The sequence below is a fragment of the Nitrospira tepida genome (assembly GCF_947241125.1).
In the GTDB taxonomy this organism is placed as follows: domain Bacteria; phylum Nitrospirota; class Nitrospiria; order Nitrospirales; family Nitrospiraceae; genus Nitrospira_G; species Nitrospira_G tepida.
In genome coordinates this window covers 4,198,010-4,220,005 of the sequence record NZ_OX365700.1, presented here as the reverse complement: position 1 = coordinate 4,220,005, position 21,996 = coordinate 4,198,010, and the positions used below count along the sequence as shown (strand labels likewise).

The following is a 21,996-nucleotide window of genomic DNA, read 5'->3' as shown; positions in this document are numbered from 1 at the left end:
CGCTGGGCGTCACCTTCATGGGCATCCTCATCAGGAGACAGCACGGCTTATGAGCCAGGCAGACGAAACATTCGAGGTTGGTCCGGAGCCGCCACCGTGCCGAGCGATACCGTAGCCGAACAGATTGCCGCCCTTCGCGATGAGGACTGGGCCGTACGCGAGGAGGCGGCGCAGGCGCTCGGGACGTTGCGGGATTCGCGGGCGGTGGGTCCGCTCCTATCATTGTTGCGCGACGAAGATCGCGCGGTCCGGCAGGCGGCGGCGGACGCGCTGACGCTCATCGGAGACGCGGCCGTGGTGCCGCTATTGTCCCGTCTCGCGGAAGCCGACGGCGAGGTGCAGGAAGCGGCCGCCGGCATTCTGGCGACGATCGGCGATGCGCGGGCGACGTCGGCGCTGATCGCGGTGCTCACGAGTCCCAACTGGGTGCTGCGGATGCATAGCGCGAAGGCGTTGGGCCGGATCGGAGCCTCCCAAGCGATCGAGGCGCTGGTGCCGCTGCTTCAGGATAAGGTCAAGGCGGTCCGGATCGAGGCTTCCCAGGCTCTGGCGAGGATCGGAGCCGCGGCCTTGCCGGCGCTGCTCGAATCGGTGAGGCACCCGGAATGGCTGGTTCGGCTGCACGCGGTCGAAGCCTTGGGCAAGGTGAAGGCATCCGAATCCGTCGAGGCCCTTCTGTATGTGTTGTTCAATGATCCCGACCAGGCGATTCGTGAAGACAGTGTGCGCGCCCTGGGCGAGATCGGCGATCCCCGCGCGGTCGAGTTCTTGTTGAACGTGATCACGGAACCTGGCCTTCGTCCTCTGGTCGTCGAGGCGCTGGGAGCCATTGGAGACCGGCGGGCCTTGCCGGCCCTCATCGCGATTGCGAGCGGGAAGGCCCAACCGGCTCAGAGCCGCGTGATCGCTGGCTGCGGAGACCAATGGACGGAGGAACTGCTGGCGATAACCGAAGCGGTTCGGGCATTGGGGCGGATCGCCGATGTGGAGGCTATTCCCGCCCTCGTGGCGGCGCTCGACAATACCGTCACGCGCGCCGAGTCGGCGGCGGCGCTTGTGCGGTTCGGACAGCCGGCGGTGGCGCCGCTGCTGGCAGTTGTGAGGAATACGACCGACGAGAACATCAGGTACCATGCGAGAGAAGCGCTGACGGCGCTGGGATGGCGTCCCGGACGTGTGTGAGCGGCAAGGCGGGACACCCGGTGAGGCAGCGGCCGCCGACTCGAGGGAGATGAGGAGCCGATGGCCAAGGAAACGATCGAGACGCTGATCGCGGAATTGGTCCACGAGGAAGATTGGCGTCGCATGCGGGCCACGGCGGCCTGCCTGTCCGGCGGCCCCAAGGCCGTGCAAGGGCTCATCCATGCGTTGCAGGCCGGCAGCCCGTCGCTCAAGATCGAGGCAGCGGCCATGCTCGCCCGCATCAAAGATCCCCATGCGGGGGTGGCGTTGGTCAGGCTGTTGCACGACCAGGACGCGGGCGTGCGCAAAGCGGGGGCCCAAGCCTTGGAGCAGATGGCGGGAGTCCTGGAGCCGGACGCCGCGACCGCCTTGGTGCAGGACCTTCATGAGCTGAAAGACGAAGAGGTCCGGACGCTCGTGACCGCCCTCCTGGGGATTATCCCGAACGCCATCGATCCCCTGTGCGGGCTCCTTCGCCATCCCGACCGGGAGGCCCGCGTGACGGCCGCGGCCTTGTTGGAGCACCTGATGGAGCCGGTCTCCGCCGATGCCCTGGTCGATGCGATGGGCGATCCCGACTTGTCCGAGATCGCCGTGCGCACGCTCAAAAAACTGGGCGCAATTCGGGATCGGATCGATGCAGCCATGAATTCACTGCGGGATGTCGAGGGCTCGGTCGAGCGCGAAGAGGCGCGGATGGCGACCGTGATCGACCTGTTGGGCGTGGGCCGGCCGGCGGTGCAGATCCTGATCGAATACCTCGACGACGAGGACTGGGTGGTCCGGGAGGCCGCCGCGGATCTGCTGGGCAAGATCGGCGACGCCCGAGCCGTCCTGCCCCTGATGGAGCGTCTGAAGAAGGACAAGGACACAGGGGTCAAGGAATATGCGCTCAAGTCGCTGGGCCTGATCGGCGATGCCAGGCCGGTGGAACTGTACGTTGAGGCCATCCCGATCCGGCCCTTGCGCGTCTTTGCCATGGAAGCCTTGGCCAAGATCAAGGATGTGGAGGTGCTTCGCCCCCATGTGCAACTCTTCGAGCGGCTGAAAACGGACCGGGACGGATTGGTCGCCTATAACTCGGGCTTGATCGTGGATAAATTGAACGCGCTGGCCGAAGCCCAGGCCGCGCATGCGCAGGAGGCGGAAACCGGTGGATGAGCGACAGCACGAATCCGATCGCATCGCGCAATTGATCTCGGCCCTCCGGGACGAGAACGAAGCGCTTCGGGACCATGCGGTTGCCAGTTTGAGCCAGGTCGGTCCGGAGGCCCTGCCGCAGTTGATCGACCTCATGGCCGACGAGGACGCGATGATCCGCGAGGCGGCGACCAGCGCCGTGGTCCGGATGGGGCCGGCGGCGGTCGAGCCGATGGTCGAGGCCTTGCGGGAAAGCGATGAATGGTCGATCCGCGAACAGGCCGCGCATGCGCTCGGCAAGCTCAAGGACCCGCGCGGCGTGGACCCCTTGATGGCCGCGATCAAGGACCGGGACGGAGCCGTGCGTGCCGCGGCGGTCTGGGCCTTGGAACGCCTCGGCGACTCCCGCGCGGTCCCCGGGTTGATCGATGCGCTGTACGACCACAATCTTCGGGAAGATGCCGCCCGCGCGCTCAAGAAAGTCGGCGACGTACGGGCCGTGGAGGCGTTGATCGAAGGATTGCTGGGGCCGAATTGGATGGTGCGCCGGCATGCCGCCGAGGCCTTGGGACGCATCGGCGATCCGCGCGGGTTCGATCCGCTGGTGCAGTCGCTCAAGGATGAGGACTGGTTGGTGCGGCGGAATGCCGCGGAATCGCTGGCCCGCTTGGGAGACGCGCGCGCGATCGAGTCCCTGGTGCCTCTGTTGGAAGATGAGAACACGATGGTCCAGGAAACCGTGGAAGGGGTCTTGGCGAGTTTAGGATGGAAGGGATCGCAATAACCGCACGGCTTGGTGTGCGAGAGGAGTGGCTCCATGGCTGACGAACCGACTCGTTTGATTCAGATTGGTCCGAAAGGCGGCGAGAAAAAGGACGGGTTCAACCTCGTCACGGAAAAGGTGGTGGCCGTCAATCCGGAGGCCAAACAGCTCGAAGTCGAACTGCTGGCCTACGACGGCAAGACGGTGGTGCTCGAGGTCGCGGAAGAAGCGCTGGAGGACCTGAAGAAGATCAAGGTCGGCGACGGGGCCACGATTCGAGTGGTCGAGGAGGGAGGGAAGCGGGTCGCGAAGAGTTTTCGCATCCGATCGAAGGACCCGGACACGGCGAAAGCCGATGCGATGCTCGCGGACCTCAAGGACTCCCATTGGCTCAACCGCAAGTACGCCGTGGAAATTCTGGGAGACCTGCGAGAGCCGAGAGCCGTCCCGCCGCTGATCGAGGCGCTGACCGACGAGGTGGGCGATGTGCGGCAACGCGCCTATGACGCGCTGATCAAGCTGGGCGCCATCTCCGTGCCGCCCTTGATCCCGCTGCTGGTGTCGGAGGAGGATGAGTTGCGCCAGTCGGCCACCGAGATCATGCGCAAGATCGGTAAGCCGGCGGTTGAGCCGCTGGCTACAGCTCTAGCCGACGCGGATGACCGGCTCAAGAGCCGGATACTGAAGGTGCTGGACCGGATGGGCTACAAGCCGAAGGCGAAGGACAACCTGCCCGCGGAAAAAGCCAAGGTCACCAGCGCCTGATGCCGGCGAACAGGGTGAAATGGGCCGGTCGTGCTACGCGGACGGCTCGACGGGAAGGCGGCCGACGGAAATATGGCGGAAGCCATAACCGGCCACCCGATCCGCCTCATAGACGTTGCGGAGATCAAACAGCAGGGGCTGCTTCATCAGGGTCTTCAGCCGTTCGAACTCCAGCGTTCGGAACTGATTCCATTCGGTGAGAATCACCAGGGCGTCGGCATTCTCCGCCGTCTGGTAGGCATCCTCGCAGGGAACGAGCCCCGGCAACAGCTTGCAGGACTCCTCCAGCGCGGCCGGATCGTAGGCCCGCACGGTCGCGCCGTCCTTCTGTAGCTCGGGAATGATAGTCAGGGCCGGCGCTTCCCGCAGATCATTCGTGTTGGGCTTGAAGGACAGCCCGAGCACGGCGATGGTCTTGCCTTTCAGCGGCCCCATCGCGCTCCGAATCTTCTCCACCATCGCAAACTTCTGCTTTTCATTCACTCGGGCCGCCGCTCCCGCCACCTGCATCTCGTAGCCGTGCCGTTCCCCGGTCTGGACCAGGGCCGCAAGGTCCTTGGGAAAACAGGAACCTCCAAAGCCGGGTCCCGCATGGAGAAACTTTGAGCCGATCCGCTGGTCCAGGCCCATGCCTTTCGAGACGACCTGCACGTTCGCGCCAACCCTTTCGCAGAGGTTCGCGATCTCGTTGATGAAGGAGATCTTGGTGGCCAGGAAGGCGTTGGAGGCGTACTTGATCATCTCGGCCGTGGGGATGTCCGTCATCACGACCGGCGTCTCGATCAGGTAGAGAGGCCGATAGAGGTCCTTCATGATCGCCATGGCCTGCTCGCTGTCGGCTCCGATGACGATGCGGTTGGGGCGCATGAAATCTTCGATCGCCGAGCCTTCCCGCAGGAACTCCGGGTTGGAGACGATGTCAAACCGGTGGGAACTGGTTTGGTTGGCCTTGATGACCTGCCGGAGGCGCTCCCCCGTGCCCACCGGCACCGTCGATTTGGTGGCGATGACCTTGTAGCCGGTCATGTTGCGGGCGATGCCCTTGCCCACTTCTTCCACATAGGAGAGGTCCGCGGAGCCGTCCGCTTTGGGCGGCGTCCCGACGGCGATAAAGATGACGAGCGCCTGATCGACGGCGTTGACGATGTTGGTCGTGAACGTCAGGCGGTTCTCTTTAATCCCCTTGGCGACGAGTTCGGTGAGGCCCGGTTCATAGAAGGGCACCACCCCCTTCTCCAGCTTGCCGATCCGTTGGGCGTCGGTGTCCATGCAGGTCACGGAAAGACCGAACTCGGCGAAACAGGCGCCCGTGACCAATCCGACGTATCCCGTTCCAATCACGCTGATGTGCATGGACCACTCCTTCTTTTCATGTGCGAGGGTTGGGTTGGCTTGTGGGACTGCGTATCGGGATGACTATACTGCACGGGTCGGGGCTCGACAAGAAAAAAGACCCGAGCGTGAAGCTCGTTCGGAGGGGCTTCGAATGACCGGGCGCGCCGGAACGGGCCCCTTGACCGTTACGTCCCGCGTTGACAGCGGTCTCCCGTGATCTTAGAATCCTCTCGCCTTGAGGCCGGGGTTGTTCGGATTGTTCAGCCACCATGTCGCCAAGCGGCTTAATAGCCCGTCCCCTTGCGGTCGTGATGAATCGCCGGTTGAGGACGGTCGATGCCGGCATGACCCTCGCCGATGCCGCGGTGGTGATGCGCGAAGAAAAGACCGGCGCGCTGTTGGTCACCGAGCAAGGACGGTACGTAGGGATCGTCAGCGAAACGGATCTGGTTCGCCGTGGAATAGCTGCGCGGTTGGACCTGTCCATGGAACCGGTCCGGCGCGTCATGAGCAGCCCCATCATCTCCATCGAGATCGACCGTACCGCCCATGAGGCCAGCGATCTGATGGCCGAGTGCAACATCCGGCACCTGCCCGTGACGGAAGAGGAGCGCATCGTGGGCATCGTATCCGTGCGCGATCTGCTCCGCTACTTCAAGAACTGGGGTTCTTGATCATGCCAGCGGAGCCGCGGTCGCTTCCGCCCCCCCACGCCGATCTTTAGCGCCGACTCGTTTCATGTCCTCCACCGGTTCCTCCCACAAGTGGCCCCTCTCGTTCTTATTTTTTACCGCGTTTCTGACCGGCGCGATTGTCATGGCGCTGGAAATTCTCGGGAGCCGGCTGCTGGCCCCCGTCTTCGGCAACTCTCTGTTTGTCTGGGGCGCGCTCATCGGCGTGGTCTTGGCCGCGATGAGCAGCGGCTATGCGTTCGGCGGATGGATGTCCGACCGGCATCCCGGGGGCTCCGTCTTGAGCGGGCTTTTGCTGGGGGCAGGGCTATGGACGCTCTTGCTGGCCGGCGCCGGCCAACCGGTTTTGTTTCATGTCTCCTCGTTGATCGAAGATCCACGCTGGGGGCCTTGTCTCGCCGCCGCTGTCCTAGTGGCGCCGCCGGCGTTCGGGCTGAGCGGGGTCTTGCCCGCCCTGCTCCGGCTGGCCATTCAGGATATGGGCCATCTCGGGCGGCATACGGGGAGAATGATCGCGGTCTCGACGATCGGGAGTCTGGTCGGGACCTGGGGGACGTCTTTTTATCTGTTGTCGTGGCTCGGGACGCACATGCTCATCGCCTGGCTCGGGGTCGCCCAGGTGGGGCTCGGAGTCCTGTGGGGGACGCGTGCGGCCGCGGCCGGCAAAGCGATCGGAACCCTGCTCCTGGCCGCAACGGTCTCCGCCCTCTGGGTTGCCTGGCATCCGCTCTCGACGCTGCCGCCGCCCGTGCATCAGGAGGATAGCCCCTACCAACAGGTGCGGGTACGAGACGACGATCTGTTTCGGTATCTCATCCTGGATCGGACCTTCCATGCGGTGATGTGGCGGGCCGACCCGCTGCAGCTCTACCTGCCATACAGCCAAATGATGATGTTGGCGTTGGGATGGGCTCCCGAAGCCAAGCGAGGGCTGATCTTGGGCCATGGCGGAGGGTCGCTCGCCAAGTGGCTGGGACGGTATTGGCCTGAAATGGAGTTGGACACGGTCGAGGTGGATCCGTCGGTGGCGCTGGCCGCAGAACGGTATTTCGACTATCAGCCGGGACCGCGCCATCACGTGCATGTCAAGGACGCGCGGGCCTTCCTTCAGTCCACCGACGCGCAGTACGACGTGATCTGGATGGATGCGTTCGCGCGCCATCTGATTCCGTTCCATCTGACCACGAGGGAATTCTTTGCCGAGCTGAAGTCGCACCTGAGTCCGAACGGCGTCGTCGCGGTCAACCTGGCCTCTTCCGGCGAAGGGGGCGATCTTTTGCGGGAACGCGCGGTCGTCTCGACTCTGCGTTCGGCGTTTCCTGTGCTTGAAACCTACTCGGTGGCGGGTCCCTGGAAATCTCGTCAGGCGCGAGCCGAGAACTTGATCTTCTTCGGCGGCGCGCCGGTCGAACGGATGACATTGGATGACCTACACCGACAGGCGAACCGGCTGGCCGCGGAGCAACGGCTTCCCGTTGAAACGACCAGATTGTGGGATCGTCGCAGGGAGACGCCCTGGCAGCCTGGTCTTGTGCTGACCGACGACTATGCTCCCTATGATCTTTTGATAGCCCGAGAGCTTGATGAGACCGGATCTGTCCGTTCAACCAATTGATTTTGCGAAGCTATTTGAAATTTACCTCGCAGGGATCTCGCCGGCAGGATGGGGGTGATCGCTCATGGTCGCAAGGGCAGCCTGGGCTGAATTCTTACTTGCTTCCCTCCTATGGCCATGTTATAAGCTCGCGCTGTTTCGGTCGGTCTTTTCGAGCACTCATACGGACGGCGTGTATGAAGGGTTTCGTGGAAGCATTCCGGTAGCCAAGGTTCGAGCAGGCGTCATTCCACACAACCAAATTCTACTATCTTGGTGAAGGAGGTAGGTCATGGGTAAACAGGTCCTCGCAATTTTTATCGGCCTCATGATGGTGTTGGTCGGGGTCAACGGGGCGTACGCGTTGCAGGCTGGTGGAGTCGAAATCGGCGATCTTGAGACCGGCTCGGTGGTCGGTCAGCCGTTCAAGGAATTGCCGGTGGATCTGACGTTCACCGCCTTGGAGAATATTGGCGGGAAGAAAGCCTGGTATCCCCCGGTCGCCATCCTCAACCTGGTGGGACGCGCCGGGACGCCGGTGGTGATCAAGGTGACCAATGAAAGCCAGGGGGAACATGGGTTCAGCTTGGCCGCAGAAGAAAACATTTCCGCCCCGACCACGCTCAATGTCAAGCTTGTGCTGAAGCCGGGCGAAACCAAGTACATCGGCATTCCCACCAGCGACCTGACTTACGTGACGGCCGGATCCGTGTTGACCTACAAGTGCCAACTGCATCCGGCTCACTTGGGCGGCCAGTTGCTGATTCAGAAGTAGGCCGAAGCTGGGGATTGCGGGGCTGCCGCGTTCGAGATTGCCGCCTGGCAGGAACGGGGGCTCCACCGATCGGTGGAGCCCCCGTTGTCGTTTGATCAAATCTGTTGCTCTCCGCACAGGGTCGGATTGTCGATCGGGACCGATTGGCTGCCCGCAAGTTGACCCTGAACGATCAACAACAGAAACCGTTCTTCTCTCGGGCCCGGTCCCACCTTGGGGATCACGATAGTCTGGAGATCAACGACCGTCACCTCATCCTTTTCTCGCACCGTGTCGTTGATGATCCAGGTGTAGCTGGCTGCCAGCGGGTAATGCAGATGCATGAAGGATTCGATTGCGCGAGGGATGTCCTGTTTGCCTGCAACGGCCTGCGGGAGGAATCCGATCGCGAGGCATAGGCCGATCGCAAGTCCGAAGAAGAAGCGTCGCATGATACGAGCCTCCTGGCTAGGGTTGGACTGGCTCGAAGGATCGAGCCCCGCGAAAGCGCCGGAGAGATCACGTCAGATGCGCTTCCGCATGTGACTTATTTCATCATACCCTGCATTCGGCCTGGTAGAAAAGGAAAACATGGAGCGTGCCGTGGAGGGAAAAACACGAAGCCCCCTCATCCCATGAATCGAGATAGGGGGCTTCACAGACCTGCGCGAAGGGCGGAACCGCGGCAGTCGTGTGCCGCGATCAGTTGCGGACGCCGCTCCACACCTTGTTGGGATCGATTTCCTTGTCCGGATTCAGCGTCCGTGCCTTTTCGAGCAGGACGTCCGTCGTTTCCGGATAGGCCGGATCCGAGATGCAGCAATTGTCCACGGGACAGACGGCGGCGCATTGGGGCTCATCGAAATGCCCCACGCACTCGGTGCAACGATCGTGGGTGATCACGTAGATATTGTCACCGACTCCTTGGCCGTCGCCGACGTGATAGCCCTTGCTTTCCGCGTCGCCGCGGGTTTCAAAAATGGCTTCGTTCGGGCATTCAGGCAAACACGCCCCGCAAGAAATGCATTCATCCGTAATTAAGAGAGCCATGACCGATGCCTCCTTCTCTAACGCTCGCTGAAGAAACGATTTGCGATCGGACGGTCGTGCCCAACGCCGCCCGCTTCTTTCCGCACCCAACCGGCGGTGGCCGGCAGTTGCAACAAAAGCGAGTGGCATTCTAGACTGCGAAAAAAAGCCAAGTCAACGGGAACAGGCCCGCGCAGAAGGCCCATCGCAAAACGGCCTCTGGGTCTATGGGCCTAGAATTCGTCACATTCATCCAAGAGGTGTTCATGGGGTCTGCGTCGGAGACGCCGCAGCCGAAGCGACAGCGGATCGTCATGCTGATCCTGTTGGCGATTCTGCTGATGTCGTTCAGTCTCTTTTTCTCCTCTCAGAAAGAGACGGAGACGATTCTCATCACGTTTCCAAGCGGGCGCCAACTTGAGGGAGAGGTGGCCAATACGCCGGAAAAGCTCCTGTTCGGTCTGGCATTTCGAGAGACCTTGCCGCCCAACGGCGCCATGCTCTACATTTTCGAATCCTCGGGCCGGCATACGCTGTGGACGAAGGCCTTCCGATTTCCGGTCGATATCATCTGGCTGGACGAGAGCCGGCACGTGGTCCATCTGGCGGCCGACGTGCCCCCGTGCAATCAAGATCCCTGCCCGCGATATGGGCCTCCGCCGAGCGATGCCCGGTACGTCCTGCAAACCAAGGCCGGCTTTGTCCGCGAGGAGGGCGTCACGGTCGGGACGGACTTGAAGTTTACGTTGGTCATGTGACGTGGTACTGTGGCGACGAGCGCGAGGTCGCGGTCGATTGGGACGAATGAAGGGACGGTTGGGATATGGAAGGCACTGAGCAGTACGAAGCGGCCGCGCGAGTGGCGGAGATCCCCGCGGGCGGCAGCAAACTGGTGACCATCCGGAACAAACCGGTCGCCATTTTCAACGTGCAGGGCAGATTTTACGCCATTCACGATGCCTGCCCCCATGAGGGGGGACCGTTGCATGAGGGCCGTGTAAAGGGCTGCATCGTCTCCTGTCCCTGGCACGATCTGGCGTTCGACCTTCGAAACGGTCAGGGGACGGACGGAGGCGGGTATTGTGTGGCCAGTTATGACGTGCGGATCGAAGGGGAAACCATTCTCATCGGCGGGCGGCGAAAAGCCTGACGGGCCAAGCAATGTCTGCCTGCCGGACAATGACGGAGCGGAGTAGGGCAGGACGCTGAGCGGAGACCGGTCCCGTGAGAGTAACGTCGAATAGAGGGACGCGATCGAAAGAACGGGCAGGTGGGCATGACGGCTACGGAACAGGCACAGGGAACGGCGTATTATGGAGAACAAGAAGCCGAGGGACGGGTCATCGACACCGTCATTCAACATTCGTTCACGATCCACCTTTGGGAAGACCGGACCAGAGGGGAGCTGTGGGTGCCGGCTTATGATCGGATGGCGCTGGCGCTGCTCAACGACGACTATCTGCGCATTGCCGGCAACAATGCCGTGGACACCGGGCGTCGAACGTTCGAATTTCAGGCCGTGAAGGAAGGCCGGCACCGGCTCGTGTTTGAGAAGCGGATGGGATGGAAATTCACTGCTGAAGACCGCCGCGTGTTTGTGATCCGCGTGGCCGGCCGACCGTAAGGCGTACAAGGGATGAGGGCATGGGAGACGTAGCGTACGTCAACGGGCGCTTTATGGATCTGGCCGACGCCACGGTGCCGGTCGAAGATCGCGGCCTCCAGTTCGGCGACGGCGTGTACGAAGTCATCCGGACCTACCGTGGCCGGCCGTTCCAGGTGGAGGCGCACTTGGCCCGGCTGGCTCAGAGCGCGGCGGCGATCGGCCTGGCGTTGCCGGAGGCCGCTCGGCAATTTCCGGCGCTGATCGACGAAGGGATCAGGCGCGCCGCTTATCCCGACTGCAAGGTCTATCTCCAGATCACCAGAGGCGTCGCGCCGCGCGATCATGCCTTTCCCGGCCGGGTGGCTCCCACCGTCATCATGACCTTTCGGCTCATGCGCCCGCTCGATCCCGCGCTCGCGGCCAATGGAGTCGCGGTGGTCATGGCCGATGATATTCGCTGGGGCCGGTGCGACATCAAGAGCGTGAACCTCCTGGCCAACGTGCTGGCTCGCCAGCGGGCGCTTGAGGCAGGTGCGTTCGAGGCTCTGTTGGTCCGGGGCGGACGGATCACCGAGGGGGCGGTCAGCAACGTCATGGTCGTGCGACAGGGAGGCCTCCGCACGGCGCCCGTCGGCCCCGAGATCCTGGCCGGTGTCACGCGGCATCTGGTGCTGGAATTGGCTCGTAAGGAGGGGCTGCCGATCAAGGAAGAGGCGGTCACGCGTGACGAGCTTCGATCGGCGGACGAGGTGTTTCTCACCGGGACAACGGTCGAAGTGCTCCCTGTCGTCACGGTGGATGCGATGGTCATCGGGAGCGGATGCCCCGGGCCCATCAGCCGGCTGCTCCAGCAACGATTCCAGGAGGTCGCTCTCGTCTGACCGCGCTTGCATTGTCCACAGTCAAAATGGTACAGTTCCGCTGTTTTGGAGTGGGCGGTCGCCCACTTTTTTGTTTGGAGTCCGTGCAGTTCACAGTCGGTAAGTCTGCTCCCTCATTTTTCTCTGTTGTTCATGGACAGCGCCCAGGTTGCCCAGCGCGTGCAGGAAGTCGCCGCGCCGATCCTGTGGGCCATGGGACTCGAACTCATCGACGTGACTTGTTCGGGGCAGGGGCAGCGGACCATCGTGCGAGTGTACATTGATAAGCCGGGAGGGGTCAGCCTCCACGACTGCGAGCAGGCTCATATGTCGCTCGGGCCCGCCCTGGATGTGGCGGATCCTATTCCTCACGCCTATACCCTCGAAGTCTCCTCGCCGGGGCTGGATCGCCCGCTCAAAACGCTCGCCGATTATCAACGAGTCATGGGGCGATTGGTGAACCTGAAGCTGGCGCAGGTCCGAGAGGGGCAGTGGCGGGTGGTCGGCCGGTTGACCGCGGTGGACGAACAGGGGCTCTCCCTGACGCTGCGGGAAGGCAAGACCGACCGGTCGATTCAATTAGGGTGGGAGGCGATCGCGGGCGGGCGCCTGGAGGTCGAATTCTCCAAGTGATGGCATCGCGCCGCGCGGGCCGCGGGAATCCCCGTGAAGAAAAGGGTGGTCACGTATGAATAAAGAATTGATCGCGGTCATCGACGAAATCGGTCGTCAAAAAGGGATCGACAAGACGCGGGTGTTGAACGCCGTGGAATCCGCGCTCCAGACCGCGGCCAAGAAGCGGTTCGGGCAAGGCGAGAACATCCACGTGGAGATCGACCCGAAGACCGGAGAAATCTCCGTCGTCTCGGTCAAGACCATTGTCGAGACCGTGACCAACCCGAAGGCCGAAATCTCGCTTCAGGAAGCGCGGAAGGTGGATGACGGGGCGGAGATCGGCGATGAAATCGGGTCCGTGATCGAGATGGACGAGTTGGGCCGCATTGCGGCGCAGACGGCCAAGCAGGTGATCTTTCAGAAGGTGCGCGAAGCCGAATGGGAGGTAGTGCAACGGGAATACTCCACCCGGCAAGGGGACCTCGTCAACGGCGTCATCATCGGGATGGAGCGGAAGAACTATATCGTCGATCTCGGCAAGACGGAGGCCATCCTGCCGATCCAGGAGCAAATCCCCCGCGAAACCTATCGGCGCGGCGATCGAATCAAGGCCATGTTGCTGGAGGTCCGCCGCACTCCGAAGGATGTGCAGGTGATCCTGACTAGGACCCATCCGCAGTTCGTATCCAAACTGTTCGAGCTGGAAGTGCCGGAGGTGACGGAAAAGATCGTTGAGATCAAGGGGATTGTCCGGGAACCCGGCGACCGCACCAAGATCGCCGTCTCGTCCCGGGACAAGGCGGTCGATCCGGTGGGGGCCTGCGTCGGCATCAAGGGCTCCCGTGTCCAAGCGGTGGTCCGCGAACTCCGGGGAGAAAAAATCGACATTGTGGCCTGGACGACCGATCCCCGGGTCTTCATCGCCGAGGCGTTGAACCCGGCCACGATCGAGAAAGTCGGCATCGACGAGGAGAAAAAATCCGCACTGGTGGTGGTGGCCGACTCGCAGCTCTCCCTGGCGATCGGCAAGAACGGACAAAACGTGCGGCTCGCGGCCAAATTGACCGGGTGGAAGATCGACATCATCAGCGGGACCGAATACGAAAAGAAGAAGGTCGAACGGGATCGGGAGATCCGGGCGGCGCTGGCGGAGGAAGCGGCCGATCAGCGCGAGCAGGAGGAAGCGCGCGCTCAACGGGAGGCGGCCGAGGCGGCTGCGAAGGCCGAGGTGGCGGAATAGCGAGCCGAATGTTTCCGTGCGGGTTCAAGATGAGTCTCCGCCGGGGGTTCCGGGGTGAGTGAAGGAGCGGACGCTGCATGCGCGTCTATGAAGTGGCCAAGAAAGTGGGCATGGAGAGCAAAGAGCTCATGGCGGAGCTCAAGCGGATGGGTGTGCCCGTCGCGTCGCACAGCAGCGCCTTGGACGCGGATGTGGTCGCCCGGCTGCTCGCCAAGTTCGCGCCGCAGCAAGGGCTGGGAGGAGCCGGTGCCGACGATAAAACGGCTACCCGCGCCGGACGCGGAGGGGAAGGATTCCGACAGGAAGCCGATGGTGGAGGCGGACACGTGAAATCAACAGGAGCGAAGGCAGGGGCCGTCAGTCTGGAGGAGCCGCCGAAACCGGACAAGCGCCGCATCCTCATTAAGAAAAAGAAGACCGAGGAGGAGATCGAGGCTGCCGCAGTTCCGGCGACGGAAACGGGGCTCACGCATGCGCCGCCACCCGACCTTGCCCATCCGGTTCCCGGGTTGCCAGCCACGGAGTCGGCGGCGGCTGCGCCGCCGGCCGAGGTCAAGCCGGACATCGCCCCATCGCCTCCGGCGGGAATCCTGTCGCCCGCGCCGGCGGAATCGCCTGTGCCTGCGGCCTCGGTTGAGGCGAAACCGGCCGCGATCGCTACGCCGGCTCTTGATGCGGCGTCCGAGGCCGCGCTGGCCAAGAAGAAAGCCGAAGCGCTTTTCGAGGGGGGCGAAGCCAAGGGGGCTCGCGAGAAGGCGAAGAAAGTCCGCAAGCCGGGGCGGGAGCGCGACGAAGAAGAGGCCCGAGCCAGGGAAGATGCGGCCCGGTGGGATGATTTGCGCGCGATTTCGGTTCACCGGCGGGATGACCGCGTGCGCCATGCCGGGACGACGCCGGTCACGGAAATCACCAAGCCGAGAAAGAAGGGCATCAAGCTGACTGCGGGCATGACGGTCAAGGAGTTCGCGGAAGCTGTGGGCCAGCGGCCGGCCGACATCATGAAGAAGTTGATGGAAAGCGGGCAGATGTTGACGCTCAATCAGAGCATGAACCTGGAACTCGCCGGCTTGATCGCCGAGGAATTGGGCGTCAAGGTCGAGGTCACGGCCCCCAAGGCCGGGGAGGAATTACTCGAAGAGGCCGCCCTCTGGAAGGGGGAGGAAAAGCCGGAGCCGAGGCCGCCGGTCGTGACCATCATGGGGCACGTGGACCATGGCAAGACGTCCCTGTTGGATGCCATTCGTCAAACCAAGGTCGCGGAACAGGAAGCGGGCGGCATCACCCAGCATATCGGGGCCTACTCCATCGAGCTACACGGCAAGCGCATCACGTTCCTGGACACCCCCGGCCACGAAGCCTTCACGGCCATGCGCGCGAGGGGCGCCAAGGTCACGGATATCGTGATCCTCGTCGTGGCGGCGGACGACGGCGTGATGCCGCAGACCATCGAGGCGATCAATCACGCCACGGCGGCCAACGTGCCGATCATCGTCGCGATCAACAAGATCGACAAGCCCGAGGCCAATGTTGAACGAGTCAAGCATGCATTGGCGGAGCATAATTTGATCTCGGAAGCCTGGGGCGGGCAGACGATCATGGTGGAGGTGTCCGCTAAGAAGCGGCAGAACCTGGATCTGTTGCTGGAGATGGTGTTGCTCCAGGCGGACGTGCTGGAGTTGCGCGCCGATCCGCGCAAGCCGGCCAAGGGAACGGTGATCGAGGCGAGGCTGGACCGGGGCCGGGGCCCGGTCGCGACCGTGTTGGTTCAAGAAGGGACGCTGAAGGTCGGGGACGCCTATGTGGTCGGGACGTACAGCGGAAGGGTCCGCGCGCTGATCCCGGCGGCAGGCGGAAAACTGACGGAAGCCGGTCCCTCGATGGCCGTCGGGGTCGTCGGGTTGACGGGCGTGCCGTCGGCGGGCGACACGTTCCTGGTCGTGAAGGACGAGCGGATGGCCCGCGAGATCGCCGAGTCCCGCGCGCAAAAACAGCGCGCCGCGGAGCTTGCCGGTCCGGCCAAGGTCAGCCTGGACGATCTTTACGCGCGGATCAAGCAGGGCGACATCAAGGAACTGGCGTTGGTGATCAAAGCGGACGTCCAGGGCTCCTCGGAAGCCTTGGCGGTCGCGATCGACAAGCTGCCGTCGGAGGTCGTGAAGCTTCGGGTCATCCACAACGGGGTCGGCGGCATTACCGAAACCGACGTGTTGCTCGCCGCGGCCTCCGGCGCCATCGTCATCGGCTTCAATGTCCGGCCCGAACCTAAGGCCGCGGCGCTGGCGGAATCGGAGCGGGTCGATATCCGGCTCTATAGCGTGATCTATGACGCCATTGCCGACATCAAGGCCGCGATGGAGGGCCTGCTTGAGCCGACGTTCAAGGAGCGGGTGCTGGGGCGCGCCGAAGTGCGCCAGGTGTTCAACGTGTCCAAGGCCGGCATTATTGCGGGCTGCTACGTGCTCGAAGGCACCATGACCCGCGCGAGCAGCGGGGTGCGGGTGGTGCGCGATCATGTGCCGGTCTATCAGGGCAAGCTGGCCTCGCTCCGCCGGTTCAAAGACGACGTGCGGGAGGTTCAGCAGGGGTACGAGTGCGGCATCGGCGTGGAAAATTTCAGCGATCTCAAAGCCGGGGACATCATCGAAAATTTCGTGCTGGATCGAATCGCCGCGAAGTTGTGAGTGCCGCGAAGCCGAGTGAAGGAGAGCGGCCTTGAGCGAACGCGGGGCGATGTTGGGGCTGTGCACGGTGGAGTTGTTTTTGCCCAACGGGCACTCGCTCAAGGAGAAGCGACAGATTCTGCACAGCCTCAAGGACCGGCTTCGGAAGCTGAACGTGTCGGTGGCCGAAGTCGGCGACCAGGATCTGTGGCAAAAAGCCCTGCTGGGGATTGCCTGCGTGTCCAATGAGCGCGCGCACGTCACTAGCGTGTTGGATCAGGCGCTGAACGTGATCCGAGGGGTGCCGACATTGGAAGTCCTGCAATCGCGAATCGAGCTGCTCTGACGGAGCGCCGTGGAGCCACAGTGGTTGCGATGAGGATCATCGGCCGATCGTCCGCCGAACGACATGAAACCCGTCACCAAACGGGCCACGCGTGTGGCCGATCAGATTCGAATGGAAGTCGCGGACATCTTGATGCGAAAGGTGCGGGACCCGCGGCTGCGAGCGGTCACGGTGACGGAGGTGTCCGTCACGAACGATCTCAGGCTCGCGCGGGTCTATTTCACCGCAGGGTTGGATGGCATGCCGGATCGGGAGATTGCGGCGGGGCTGACCAAAGCGGCGGGATTCATTCGGTCGGAGTTGGGGCAACGGCTGGAATTGCGTTACACCCCGGAACTGGTGTTTTTTAAAGATATCAGCGGGCCGCGAGGTGACCGCGTGCTGGCTCTGCTGGATGAGGTTCGACCGGCCCGGGACGAACCGCCGAAGTCCGAGCAAGTCGAATGAGCCGAACGAGTCGAGTGAACCTGGAGGGGCGGAGTCGAGGGATGGGAGGCAGAGGAAGCCATGGGGGCGGGGGTCATGCCGGTTGAAGAGTGCAGGGCGGCGGCGCTCAGCGACGGCGTGCTGGCGGTCAACAAGCCGGCCGGCTGGACGTCGCACGATGTGGTGGCCAGGCTGCGTCCCCTGTTTCGCGGCCTCAAGGTCGGGCACGCAGGCACGCTTGACCCGGCCGCCACGGGGGTGTTGCCGATCTTGATCGGCCAGGCCACCCGTGTCGCCGAGTACCTCGTCGAGTGGGACAAAGAATATGAAACCGTGCTTCGACTCGGTCAGGTGACGGATACGCAAGATGCCACAGGGGTGGTGCTTGAACGGCGGCCCGTGACCGGCATCACGCTAGATCAGGTGCACGCGGCGGCGTCCCGATTTGTCGGCCGCACGATGCAGGTCCCGCCGATGTATTCCGCGGTCAAGATCGCAGGCGTCCCGCTCTATCGGTCCGCGCGGGCCGGCCGGACAGTCGAACGGGAACCTCGGACGGTCACCATCTACCGGTTGGATGTGCTTGGCATGGACGGGCCTGACATTCGCCTCCGCGTGGTCTGCTCGAAGGGCACCTACATCCGCACCCTCTGCGCCGATCTCGGCCAGGCGCTGGGACCAGGCGGGCATGCGGCTCTGCTGGTGCGGAGCAGGGTCGGGCCGCTGCACCTGGACCAGGCCAGGACCGTCGGCTCGATCGTCGAGGGATGGGAAGCGGAGAAGGGGCCGGCGCTGTCGCTGTCACTGGATCAGGCATTGAGCCTGTTCGCGGCAGGTACCGTCGATGAAGAGACTGCACGGCGGGCACGGCATGGCATGCCGGTGCCGGTCAGGGCCGTCATCTGGACGCAGGAGGCGGCCGCCTCCCGTGGCGAGGCAGAACGGATGGTCCGGATTCACGATCCGCAGGGCCGGCTTCTGGGGGTGGGGCTTGCTGCGGCGCCGGACAATCCGGACGGGGTCATCCGCATGCGGAAAGTCTTTGCATCCAGTCGGACCGATTCATGAATGGGAGAAAAGGGGAGGCAGAGTCATGGCATTAGCGAAGGAAGCCAAGCGCGAATTGATCGGACACTATCGCCGGAGCGACGACGACACGGGATCGCCCGAGGTCCAGATAGCGATCCTGACCAACCGGATTGCGTATCTCACTGAGCATTTCAAGCTCCACAAGAAAGATCACCATTCGCGCCGCGGGTTGTTGCAGATGGTCGGCCGCCGGCGACGGTTGCTGGACTATCTGCGCCGGGTTGACGGAGATCGCTATCGGGCGGTCTGCGATCGTCTCGGCCTCCGCAAATAGCGCGGTACACATCCGGTGTCCTGACGCCTTGTTGCTCAGGCGCCGTCACCATGCTGCCCACAGGTGAACACGGACATAGACTCACCCGCATTGGCTTCCGACGCGGAGGCGGGGGTGAGTCTATCTCTGTGGGCATCTGTAGGGCAGGAAAGGAGCACCTACAATGATCCATACAATTGAGGTAGAGGTCGCGGGAAAGCGACTCCGTTTGGAAACCGGCCGCATGGCCAAACAAGCAGACGGGGCGGTCGTGGCGACCTACGGGGACAGCGTCATCCTTGCCACGGCCGTCGCGGCGCAGACGGTCAAGCCGGGGGTGAACTTTCTCCCGCTGACCGTCGATTACCAGGAACGTGCCTATGCCGCGGGGAAGATCCCGGGCGGATATTTCAAACGCGAAGGCCGGCCGTCCGAGAAGGAAGTTCTGACCAGCCGCCTGATCGACCGGCCCATCCGGCCGCTGTTCCCGGAAGGCTACTATTACGAAACGCAGGTGATCGCGTCAGTGTTGTCCGCGGACAAGACCGGGACGACGGACATTGTCTCGATCATTGCCGCGTCCGCCGCGCTGGCGGTGTCGTCGATTCCGTTCGAGAAGCCCGTGGGCGGCGTGAAGATCGGGCGGCTCAACGGGCAATTCATCGTGAACCCGGATTTGGAGACATTGGACAGCGGCGATTTGAACCTGGTGGTGGCGGGCACCGAGGACGCGGTGATGATGGTGGAGGCCGGCGCCAATGAATTGCCGGAATCCGTCATGCTCGACGCGATCGAACTCGCCCATGCCGAGATCAAGAAGATCGTCGCCGCGATCCATGCCTTGCGGCGGGAAGCGGGGAAGCCGAAGCGAGCCGTCGAAGTGGAGACCGTCGATCCGGCGTTGATCGAGCAGGTGCGCGCCCTCGTGATCGGACCGATGCGGGAAGCCATTCTGATTCCCGACAAGTTGGCTAGACAAGAACGGCTCGACGAGATTTGCGACGAGGCCGCGGAGCAGTTGAAGTCAGAGGACGATCCCAAGCGCGAACACTTCGTTCGCCTGGCGTTCGAGCAGATCGAATACCATGAGGTGCGGCATAGCATCCTGGAGCGGGGAGTGCGGGCCGACGGAAGGGGGACCACCGACATCCGTCCCATCACCTGCGAAGTGGGTATCCTCCCGCGGACGCACGGGTCGGCGCTCTTTACCCGGGGCGAAACGCAGAGTCTTGCGGTGGCGACGCTGGGCACGACCGAGGATGAGCAGCGGATCGACGCGTTGGAAGGCGAGTACAGCCGAGCCTTCATGTTGCATTACAATTTTCCTCCGTTCAGCGTCGGAGAGGCGAAGCCGCTGCGGTCGCCGGGGCGGCGGGAAGTGGGGCACGGGGCGCTGGCCGAGCGCGCGCTCAAGGCGGTGATTCCCGGAAAGCAGGTCTTTCCCTATACGCTCCGGCTGGTGTCGGACGTGCTGGAATCCAACGGCTCGTCGTCCATGGCCTCCGTGTGCGGCGGAACCTTGGCGCTCATGGACGCCGGCGTGCCGATCAAGGAGCCGGTCGCGGGCATTGCCATGGGATTAATTAAGGAAGGAGACCGGGCGGTGGTGCTGTCCGACATCCTGGGCCTTGAAGACCATTTGGGCGACATGGATTTCAAGGTGACCGGCACCAAGAACGGCGTGACCGCGCTTCAAATGGACATCAAGATCGGGGGAATCACGCCCGAACTCATGCGGCAGGCGCTGGAACAGGCGCGCGTGGGACGGCTGCACATCCTCGACAAGATGTTGAGCACCTTGAGCGCGCCTCGAACGAATCTCTCGCCCTTCGCGCCGCGCATCTTCACGCTGAAGATCAAGCAGGACAAAATCCGGGACGTGATCGGTCCGGGCGGCAAGACCATCCGCTCGATCATTGCGGAAACCGGCGTCAAGATCAACGTCGAGGATTCTGGCGACGTGTCCATCGCCTCGGCCGACGAGGCGTCGGCGCAGAAGGCGATCGAGATGATCAATCGGCTGACGGCCGAGGTCGAGGTCGGCAAGGTCTACCTCGGCACGGTGCGCAAGATCATGGACTTCGGCGCGTTCGTCGAGGTGCTGCCCGGCACCGACGGCCTCGTCCATATCTCCCAGCTCGCCCATCACCGGGTGAAATCGGTGTCGGACGAGGTGAAGGAGGGGGAGCAGATCCTGGTGAAGGTCCTGGAGATCGATAAGCAAGGGAAGATCCGGTTAAGTCGCAAGGAAGCGATGGCGGCGCCGTCCGGGGCGCCTGCCGGAACCTCGGTTTGAACCTATCCGCCGAAGGGGTCCAGATGTATAAGAAGCTCGTGTTGGACAATGGGCTTCGCGTGGTCACGGAAGCCATCCCGACACTCCGCTCCGTGACGCTGGGCATCTGGGTCAACGTCGGGTCCCGCGATGAAGGACGTGGGGAAGAAGGCCTGTCCCATTTCCTTGAGCACATGTTCTTCAAAGGGACCCGCAGCCGGACGGCCAGCGATATCTCGCACGAGATCGATGCGCTGGGCGGCGAGATGAACGCGTTCACGGGACGCGAAACGACCACGTTTTACGTCAAGGTCCTGGATCAGCACCTGGAGCCGGCGCTGAGGCTGCTCGCCGACCTGTTTCACCACTCGCAATTTCCGCGAAGGGAATTGGAGAAGGAAAAGCAGGTGGTGCTGGAGGAGATCCGCACGGTTCAGGACGACCCCGAAGACCTCTTGCAAGACTTGCACACCGAACAGGTACTCAAACATCACCCGTTGGGTCGGCCGATCCTCGGCAAGCCTGAGACGATCGCCTCGTTAAGCCGCCGGGACTTGATGCAGTACGTGCGGGCGCACTACGATCCGCGGGACACGATCGTGGCCATTGCCGGCAATTTTCGCGAGCGGCCGCTCAGGCAATTGCTTGCGCGGATCTTCGCGCCCTTCCGCATGCAGCCCTCCCGGACGAACGGGCGCCGTCCGCCGAACGTGACGGGCGGGGTGCTCGTTCACAAGAAGCCATTGGAACAGGCGCATCTCTGCATCGGGTTGCGGGGAGTGGCGGCCGCCGACCCCGATCGTTATTCGGCGCATGTCCTGAATACGATCCTGGGCGGGAGCGTCAGCTCGCGTCTCTTTCAGGTCGTGCGGGAAAAATACGGGCTCGCCTATTCCATCTATTCCTACCTCTCGAATTATTCCGACGCCGGCACCGTGACGATTTATGCGGGGACCCGCGCCTCCGAGGCGCCGCGGGTGGTCGAGCTGATCTGCCGGGAGCTTCGGCGCATCCAGCGCGACGGCATCGGGCGGCGTGAGTTGAATCTGGCCAAGAATCACCTCAAGGGAAGCCTGATGTTGGGGTTGGAGAGTTCGCACGGCCGCATGAGCAAGCTGGCAAAAGACGAGCTGTACCTGGGGCACTGCGTGTCGTTGAATGAAGTGGTCAGCCACATCGATCGGGTCTCCGTTCCGCACGTGCATGAACTCAGCCGGCGGCTGTTTGATCAGCAGGCGCGATCGCTCACGGCGCTGGGCCTGGTTTCCGAACGGTCGTTGGTTTCCGCGCTCAATTGATTTCGCGACGAATTCACCCCCCTGACCGGCTGAGTCGGTTCCGCTGTCGTATCGATGCAACTCATTGTTAAAGA

General features: G+C 63.0%; 23 protein-coding genes. 20 read left to right on the top strand and 3 right to left on the bottom strand.

Annotated elements, in window-relative coordinates; all coding sequences use genetic code 11:
- Positions 1–96 precede the first annotated feature (96 nt).
- Genes QWI75_RS20015 through QWI75_RS20000 form a run of 4 tightly spaced genes read left to right on the top strand, consistent with a single transcriptional unit; the run spans position 97 to position 3,850 of the window.
- Positions 97–1,182, top strand: a complete 1,086-nt coding sequence (locus QWI75_RS20015) for a HEAT repeat domain-containing protein (RefSeq protein WP_289271121.1) — start codon at positions 97–99, stop codon at positions 1,180–1,182.
- Between the two features lie 60 nt (positions 1,183–1,242).
- Positions 1,243–2,343, top strand: coding sequence for a HEAT repeat domain-containing protein (locus QWI75_RS20010; RefSeq protein WP_289271119.1), 1,101 nt, complete (start codon positions 1,243–1,245; stop codon positions 2,341–2,343).
- Complete coding sequence (locus QWI75_RS20005; protein ID WP_289271117.1) at positions 2,336–3,106, top strand: HEAT repeat domain-containing protein; 771 nt, start codon at positions 2,336–2,338, stop codon at positions 3,104–3,106. The genes QWI75_RS20010 and QWI75_RS20005 overlap by 8 nt, the downstream gene beginning before the upstream one ends.
- A gap of 33 nt (positions 3,107–3,139) precedes the next feature.
- Positions 3,140–3,850 (top strand): HEAT repeat domain-containing protein, encoded by a 711-nt coding sequence (locus tag QWI75_RS20000; protein WP_289271115.1) that lies wholly within the window; start codon positions 3,140–3,142, stop codon positions 3,848–3,850.
- A 33-nt stretch (positions 3,851–3,883) separates the two neighbouring features.
- Here the strand turns inward: QWI75_RS20000 and QWI75_RS19995 are convergent, their stop codons facing one another.
- Complete coding sequence (locus tag QWI75_RS19995) at positions 3,884–5,203, bottom strand: UDP-glucose dehydrogenase family protein (RefSeq protein WP_289271114.1); 1,320 nt, start codon at positions 5,201–5,203, stop codon at positions 3,884–3,886.
- Between the two features lie 251 nt (positions 5,204–5,454).
- Here QWI75_RS19995 and QWI75_RS19990 point away from each other — a divergent pair, with 251 nt between their 5' ends.
- From QWI75_RS19990 to QWI75_RS19980, 3 genes are all read left to right on the top strand, one after another.
- Positions 5,455–5,859 (top strand): CBS domain-containing protein, encoded by a 405-nt coding sequence (locus QWI75_RS19990; RefSeq protein WP_289271112.1) that lies wholly within the window; start codon positions 5,455–5,457, stop codon positions 5,857–5,859.
- A 64-nt stretch (positions 5,860–5,923) separates the two neighbouring features.
- Positions 5,924–7,492: a fused MFS/spermidine synthase gene (locus tag QWI75_RS19985; protein ID WP_289271110.1), complete on the top strand. Its 1,569-nt coding sequence runs from the start codon at positions 5,924–5,926 to the stop codon at positions 7,490–7,492.
- A 271-nt stretch (positions 7,493–7,763) separates the two neighbouring features.
- Complete coding sequence (locus tag QWI75_RS19980) at positions 7,764–8,246, top strand: cupredoxin domain-containing protein (protein WP_289271109.1); 483 nt, start codon at positions 7,764–7,766, stop codon at positions 8,244–8,246.
- Between the two features lie 95 nt (positions 8,247–8,341).
- On the opposite strand, the gene QWI75_RS19975 is transcribed toward QWI75_RS19980, so the two are convergent.
- Positions 8,342–8,677, bottom strand: a complete 336-nt coding sequence (locus QWI75_RS19975) for a hypothetical protein (RefSeq protein ID WP_289271107.1) — start codon at positions 8,675–8,677, stop codon at positions 8,342–8,344.
- A 250-nt stretch (positions 8,678–8,927) separates the two neighbouring features.
- Positions 8,928–9,275, bottom strand: coding sequence for a 4Fe-4S dicluster domain-containing protein (locus QWI75_RS19970; RefSeq protein WP_289271106.1), 348 nt, complete (start codon positions 9,273–9,275; stop codon positions 8,928–8,930).
- A gap of 245 nt (positions 9,276–9,520) precedes the next feature.
- Between QWI75_RS19970 and QWI75_RS19965 the strand changes: the two genes are divergently transcribed.
- From QWI75_RS19965 to QWI75_RS19905, 13 genes are all read left to right on the top strand, one after another.
- Complete coding sequence (locus tag QWI75_RS19965; protein WP_289271104.1) at positions 9,521–10,012, top strand: DUF192 domain-containing protein; 492 nt, start codon at positions 9,521–9,523, stop codon at positions 10,010–10,012.
- A gap of 65 nt (positions 10,013–10,077) precedes the next feature.
- Positions 10,078–10,404 carry a Rieske (2Fe-2S) protein gene (locus QWI75_RS19960; RefSeq protein ID WP_289271102.1) on the top strand — a complete coding sequence of 109 codons (327 nt, stop codon included), beginning with the start codon at positions 10,078–10,080 and terminating at the stop codon, positions 10,402–10,404.
- 126 nt (positions 10,405–10,530) lie between these two features.
- Positions 10,531–10,878 carry a protease inhibitor I42 family protein gene (locus tag QWI75_RS19955; RefSeq protein ID WP_289271100.1) on the top strand — a complete coding sequence of 116 codons (348 nt, stop codon included), beginning with the start codon at positions 10,531–10,533 and terminating at the stop codon, positions 10,876–10,878.
- 20 nt (positions 10,879–10,898) lie between these two features.
- Positions 10,899–11,741: a D-amino-acid transaminase gene (gene dat / locus QWI75_RS19950; protein ID WP_289271098.1), complete on the top strand. Its 843-nt coding sequence runs from the start codon at positions 10,899–10,901 to the stop codon at positions 11,739–11,741.
- 159 nt (positions 11,742–11,900) lie between these two features.
- Positions 11,901–12,353, top strand: a complete 453-nt coding sequence (gene rimP / locus QWI75_RS19945; RefSeq protein WP_289271096.1) for a ribosome maturation factor RimP — start codon at positions 11,901–11,903, stop codon at positions 12,351–12,353.
- 55 nt (positions 12,354–12,408) lie between these two features.
- The gene (gene nusA, locus QWI75_RS19940; RefSeq protein WP_289271094.1) at positions 12,409–13,575 is read left to right on the top strand and encodes a transcription termination factor NusA; all 1,167 of its coding nucleotides are present in this window, start codon (positions 12,409–12,411) and stop codon (positions 13,573–13,575) included.
- A gap of 77 nt (positions 13,576–13,652) precedes the next feature.
- Complete coding sequence (gene infB / locus QWI75_RS19935; protein ID WP_289271092.1) at positions 13,653–16,256, top strand: translation initiation factor IF-2; 2,604 nt, start codon at positions 13,653–13,655, stop codon at positions 16,254–16,256.
- Between the two features lie 31 nt (positions 16,257–16,287).
- A complete protein-coding gene (locus QWI75_RS19930) occupies positions 16,288–16,581 on the top strand; it encodes a DUF503 domain-containing protein (RefSeq protein ID WP_289271090.1) in 294 nt (97 codons plus the stop codon).
- 63 nt (positions 16,582–16,644) lie between these two features.
- Positions 16,645–17,028 (top strand): 30S ribosome-binding factor RbfA, encoded by a 384-nt coding sequence (gene rbfA, locus QWI75_RS19925; protein ID WP_289271088.1) that lies wholly within the window; start codon positions 16,645–16,647, stop codon positions 17,026–17,028.
- A 60-nt stretch (positions 17,029–17,088) separates the two neighbouring features.
- Positions 17,089–18,075 carry a tRNA pseudouridine(55) synthase TruB gene (truB, locus tag QWI75_RS19920; RefSeq protein ID WP_289271086.1) on the top strand — a complete coding sequence of 329 codons (987 nt, stop codon included), beginning with the start codon at positions 17,089–17,091 and terminating at the stop codon, positions 18,073–18,075.
- Positions 18,076–18,100: 25 nt separating this feature from the next.
- Positions 18,101–18,370 carry a 30S ribosomal protein S15 gene (gene rpsO / locus QWI75_RS19915; protein ID WP_289271084.1) on the top strand — a complete coding sequence of 90 codons (270 nt, stop codon included), beginning with the start codon at positions 18,101–18,103 and terminating at the stop codon, positions 18,368–18,370.
- Positions 18,371–18,533: 163 nt separating this feature from the next.
- Positions 18,534–20,645: a polyribonucleotide nucleotidyltransferase gene (gene pnp / locus QWI75_RS19910; protein ID WP_289271082.1), complete on the top strand. Its 2,112-nt coding sequence runs from the start codon at positions 18,534–18,536 to the stop codon at positions 20,643–20,645.
- Positions 20,646–20,668: 23 nt separating this feature from the next.
- Positions 20,669–21,922 carry a M16 family metallopeptidase gene (locus tag QWI75_RS19905; RefSeq protein ID WP_289271080.1) on the top strand — a complete coding sequence of 418 codons (1,254 nt, stop codon included), beginning with the start codon at positions 20,669–20,671 and terminating at the stop codon, positions 21,920–21,922.
- Positions 21,923–21,996 lie beyond the last annotated feature (74 nt).

Excerpts from the sequence above, each read along its gene's own strand:
- QWI75_RS20010 (WP_289271119.1), top strand. The coding sequence starts at position 1,243 with ATGGCCAAGGAAACGATCGAGACGCTGATCGCGGAATTGGTCCACGAG.
- QWI75_RS20000 (WP_289271115.1), top strand. The coding sequence starts at position 3,140 with ATGGCTGACGAACCGACTCGTTTGATTCAGATTGGTCCGAAAGGCGGC.
- QWI75_RS19995 (WP_289271114.1), bottom strand. The coding sequence starts at position 5,203 with ATGCACATCAGCGTGATTGGAACGGGATACGTCGGATTGGTCACGGGC.
- QWI75_RS19990 (WP_289271112.1), top strand. The coding sequence starts at position 5,455 with ATGTCGCCAAGCGGCTTAATAGCCCGTCCCCTTGCGGTCGTGATGAAT.
- QWI75_RS19985 (WP_289271110.1), top strand. The coding sequence starts at position 5,924 with ATGTCCTCCACCGGTTCCTCCCACAAGTGGCCCCTCTCGTTCTTATTT.
- QWI75_RS19980 (WP_289271109.1), top strand. The coding sequence starts at position 7,764 with ATGGGTAAACAGGTCCTCGCAATTTTTATCGGCCTCATGATGGTGTTG.
- QWI75_RS19975 (WP_289271107.1), bottom strand. The coding sequence starts at position 8,677 with ATGCGACGCTTCTTCTTCGGACTTGCGATCGGCCTATGCCTCGCGATC.
- QWI75_RS19970 (WP_289271106.1), bottom strand. The coding sequence starts at position 9,275 with ATGGCTCTCTTAATTACGGATGAATGCATTTCTTGCGGGGCGTGTTTG.
- QWI75_RS19965 (WP_289271104.1), top strand. The coding sequence starts at position 9,521 with ATGGGGTCTGCGTCGGAGACGCCGCAGCCGAAGCGACAGCGGATCGTC.
- QWI75_RS19960 (WP_289271102.1), top strand. The coding sequence starts at position 10,078 with ATGGAAGGCACTGAGCAGTACGAAGCGGCCGCGCGAGTGGCGGAGATC.
- QWI75_RS19955 (WP_289271100.1), top strand. The coding sequence starts at position 10,531 with ATGACGGCTACGGAACAGGCACAGGGAACGGCGTATTATGGAGAACAA.
- dat (WP_289271098.1), top strand. The coding sequence starts at position 10,899 with ATGGGAGACGTAGCGTACGTCAACGGGCGCTTTATGGATCTGGCCGAC.
- nusA (WP_289271094.1), top strand. The coding sequence starts at position 12,409 with ATGAATAAAGAATTGATCGCGGTCATCGACGAAATCGGTCGTCAAAAA.
- infB (WP_289271092.1), top strand. The coding sequence starts at position 13,653 with ATGCGCGTCTATGAAGTGGCCAAGAAAGTGGGCATGGAGAGCAAAGAG.
- rbfA (WP_289271088.1), top strand. The coding sequence starts at position 16,645 with ATGAAACCCGTCACCAAACGGGCCACGCGTGTGGCCGATCAGATTCGA.
- truB (WP_289271086.1), top strand. The coding sequence starts at position 17,089 with ATGGGGGCGGGGGTCATGCCGGTTGAAGAGTGCAGGGCGGCGGCGCTC.
- rpsO (WP_289271084.1), top strand. The coding sequence starts at position 18,101 with ATGGCATTAGCGAAGGAAGCCAAGCGCGAATTGATCGGACACTATCGC.
- pnp (WP_289271082.1), top strand. The coding sequence starts at position 18,534 with ATGATCCATACAATTGAGGTAGAGGTCGCGGGAAAGCGACTCCGTTTG.
- QWI75_RS19905 (WP_289271080.1), top strand. The coding sequence starts at position 20,669 with ATGTATAAGAAGCTCGTGTTGGACAATGGGCTTCGCGTGGTCACGGAA.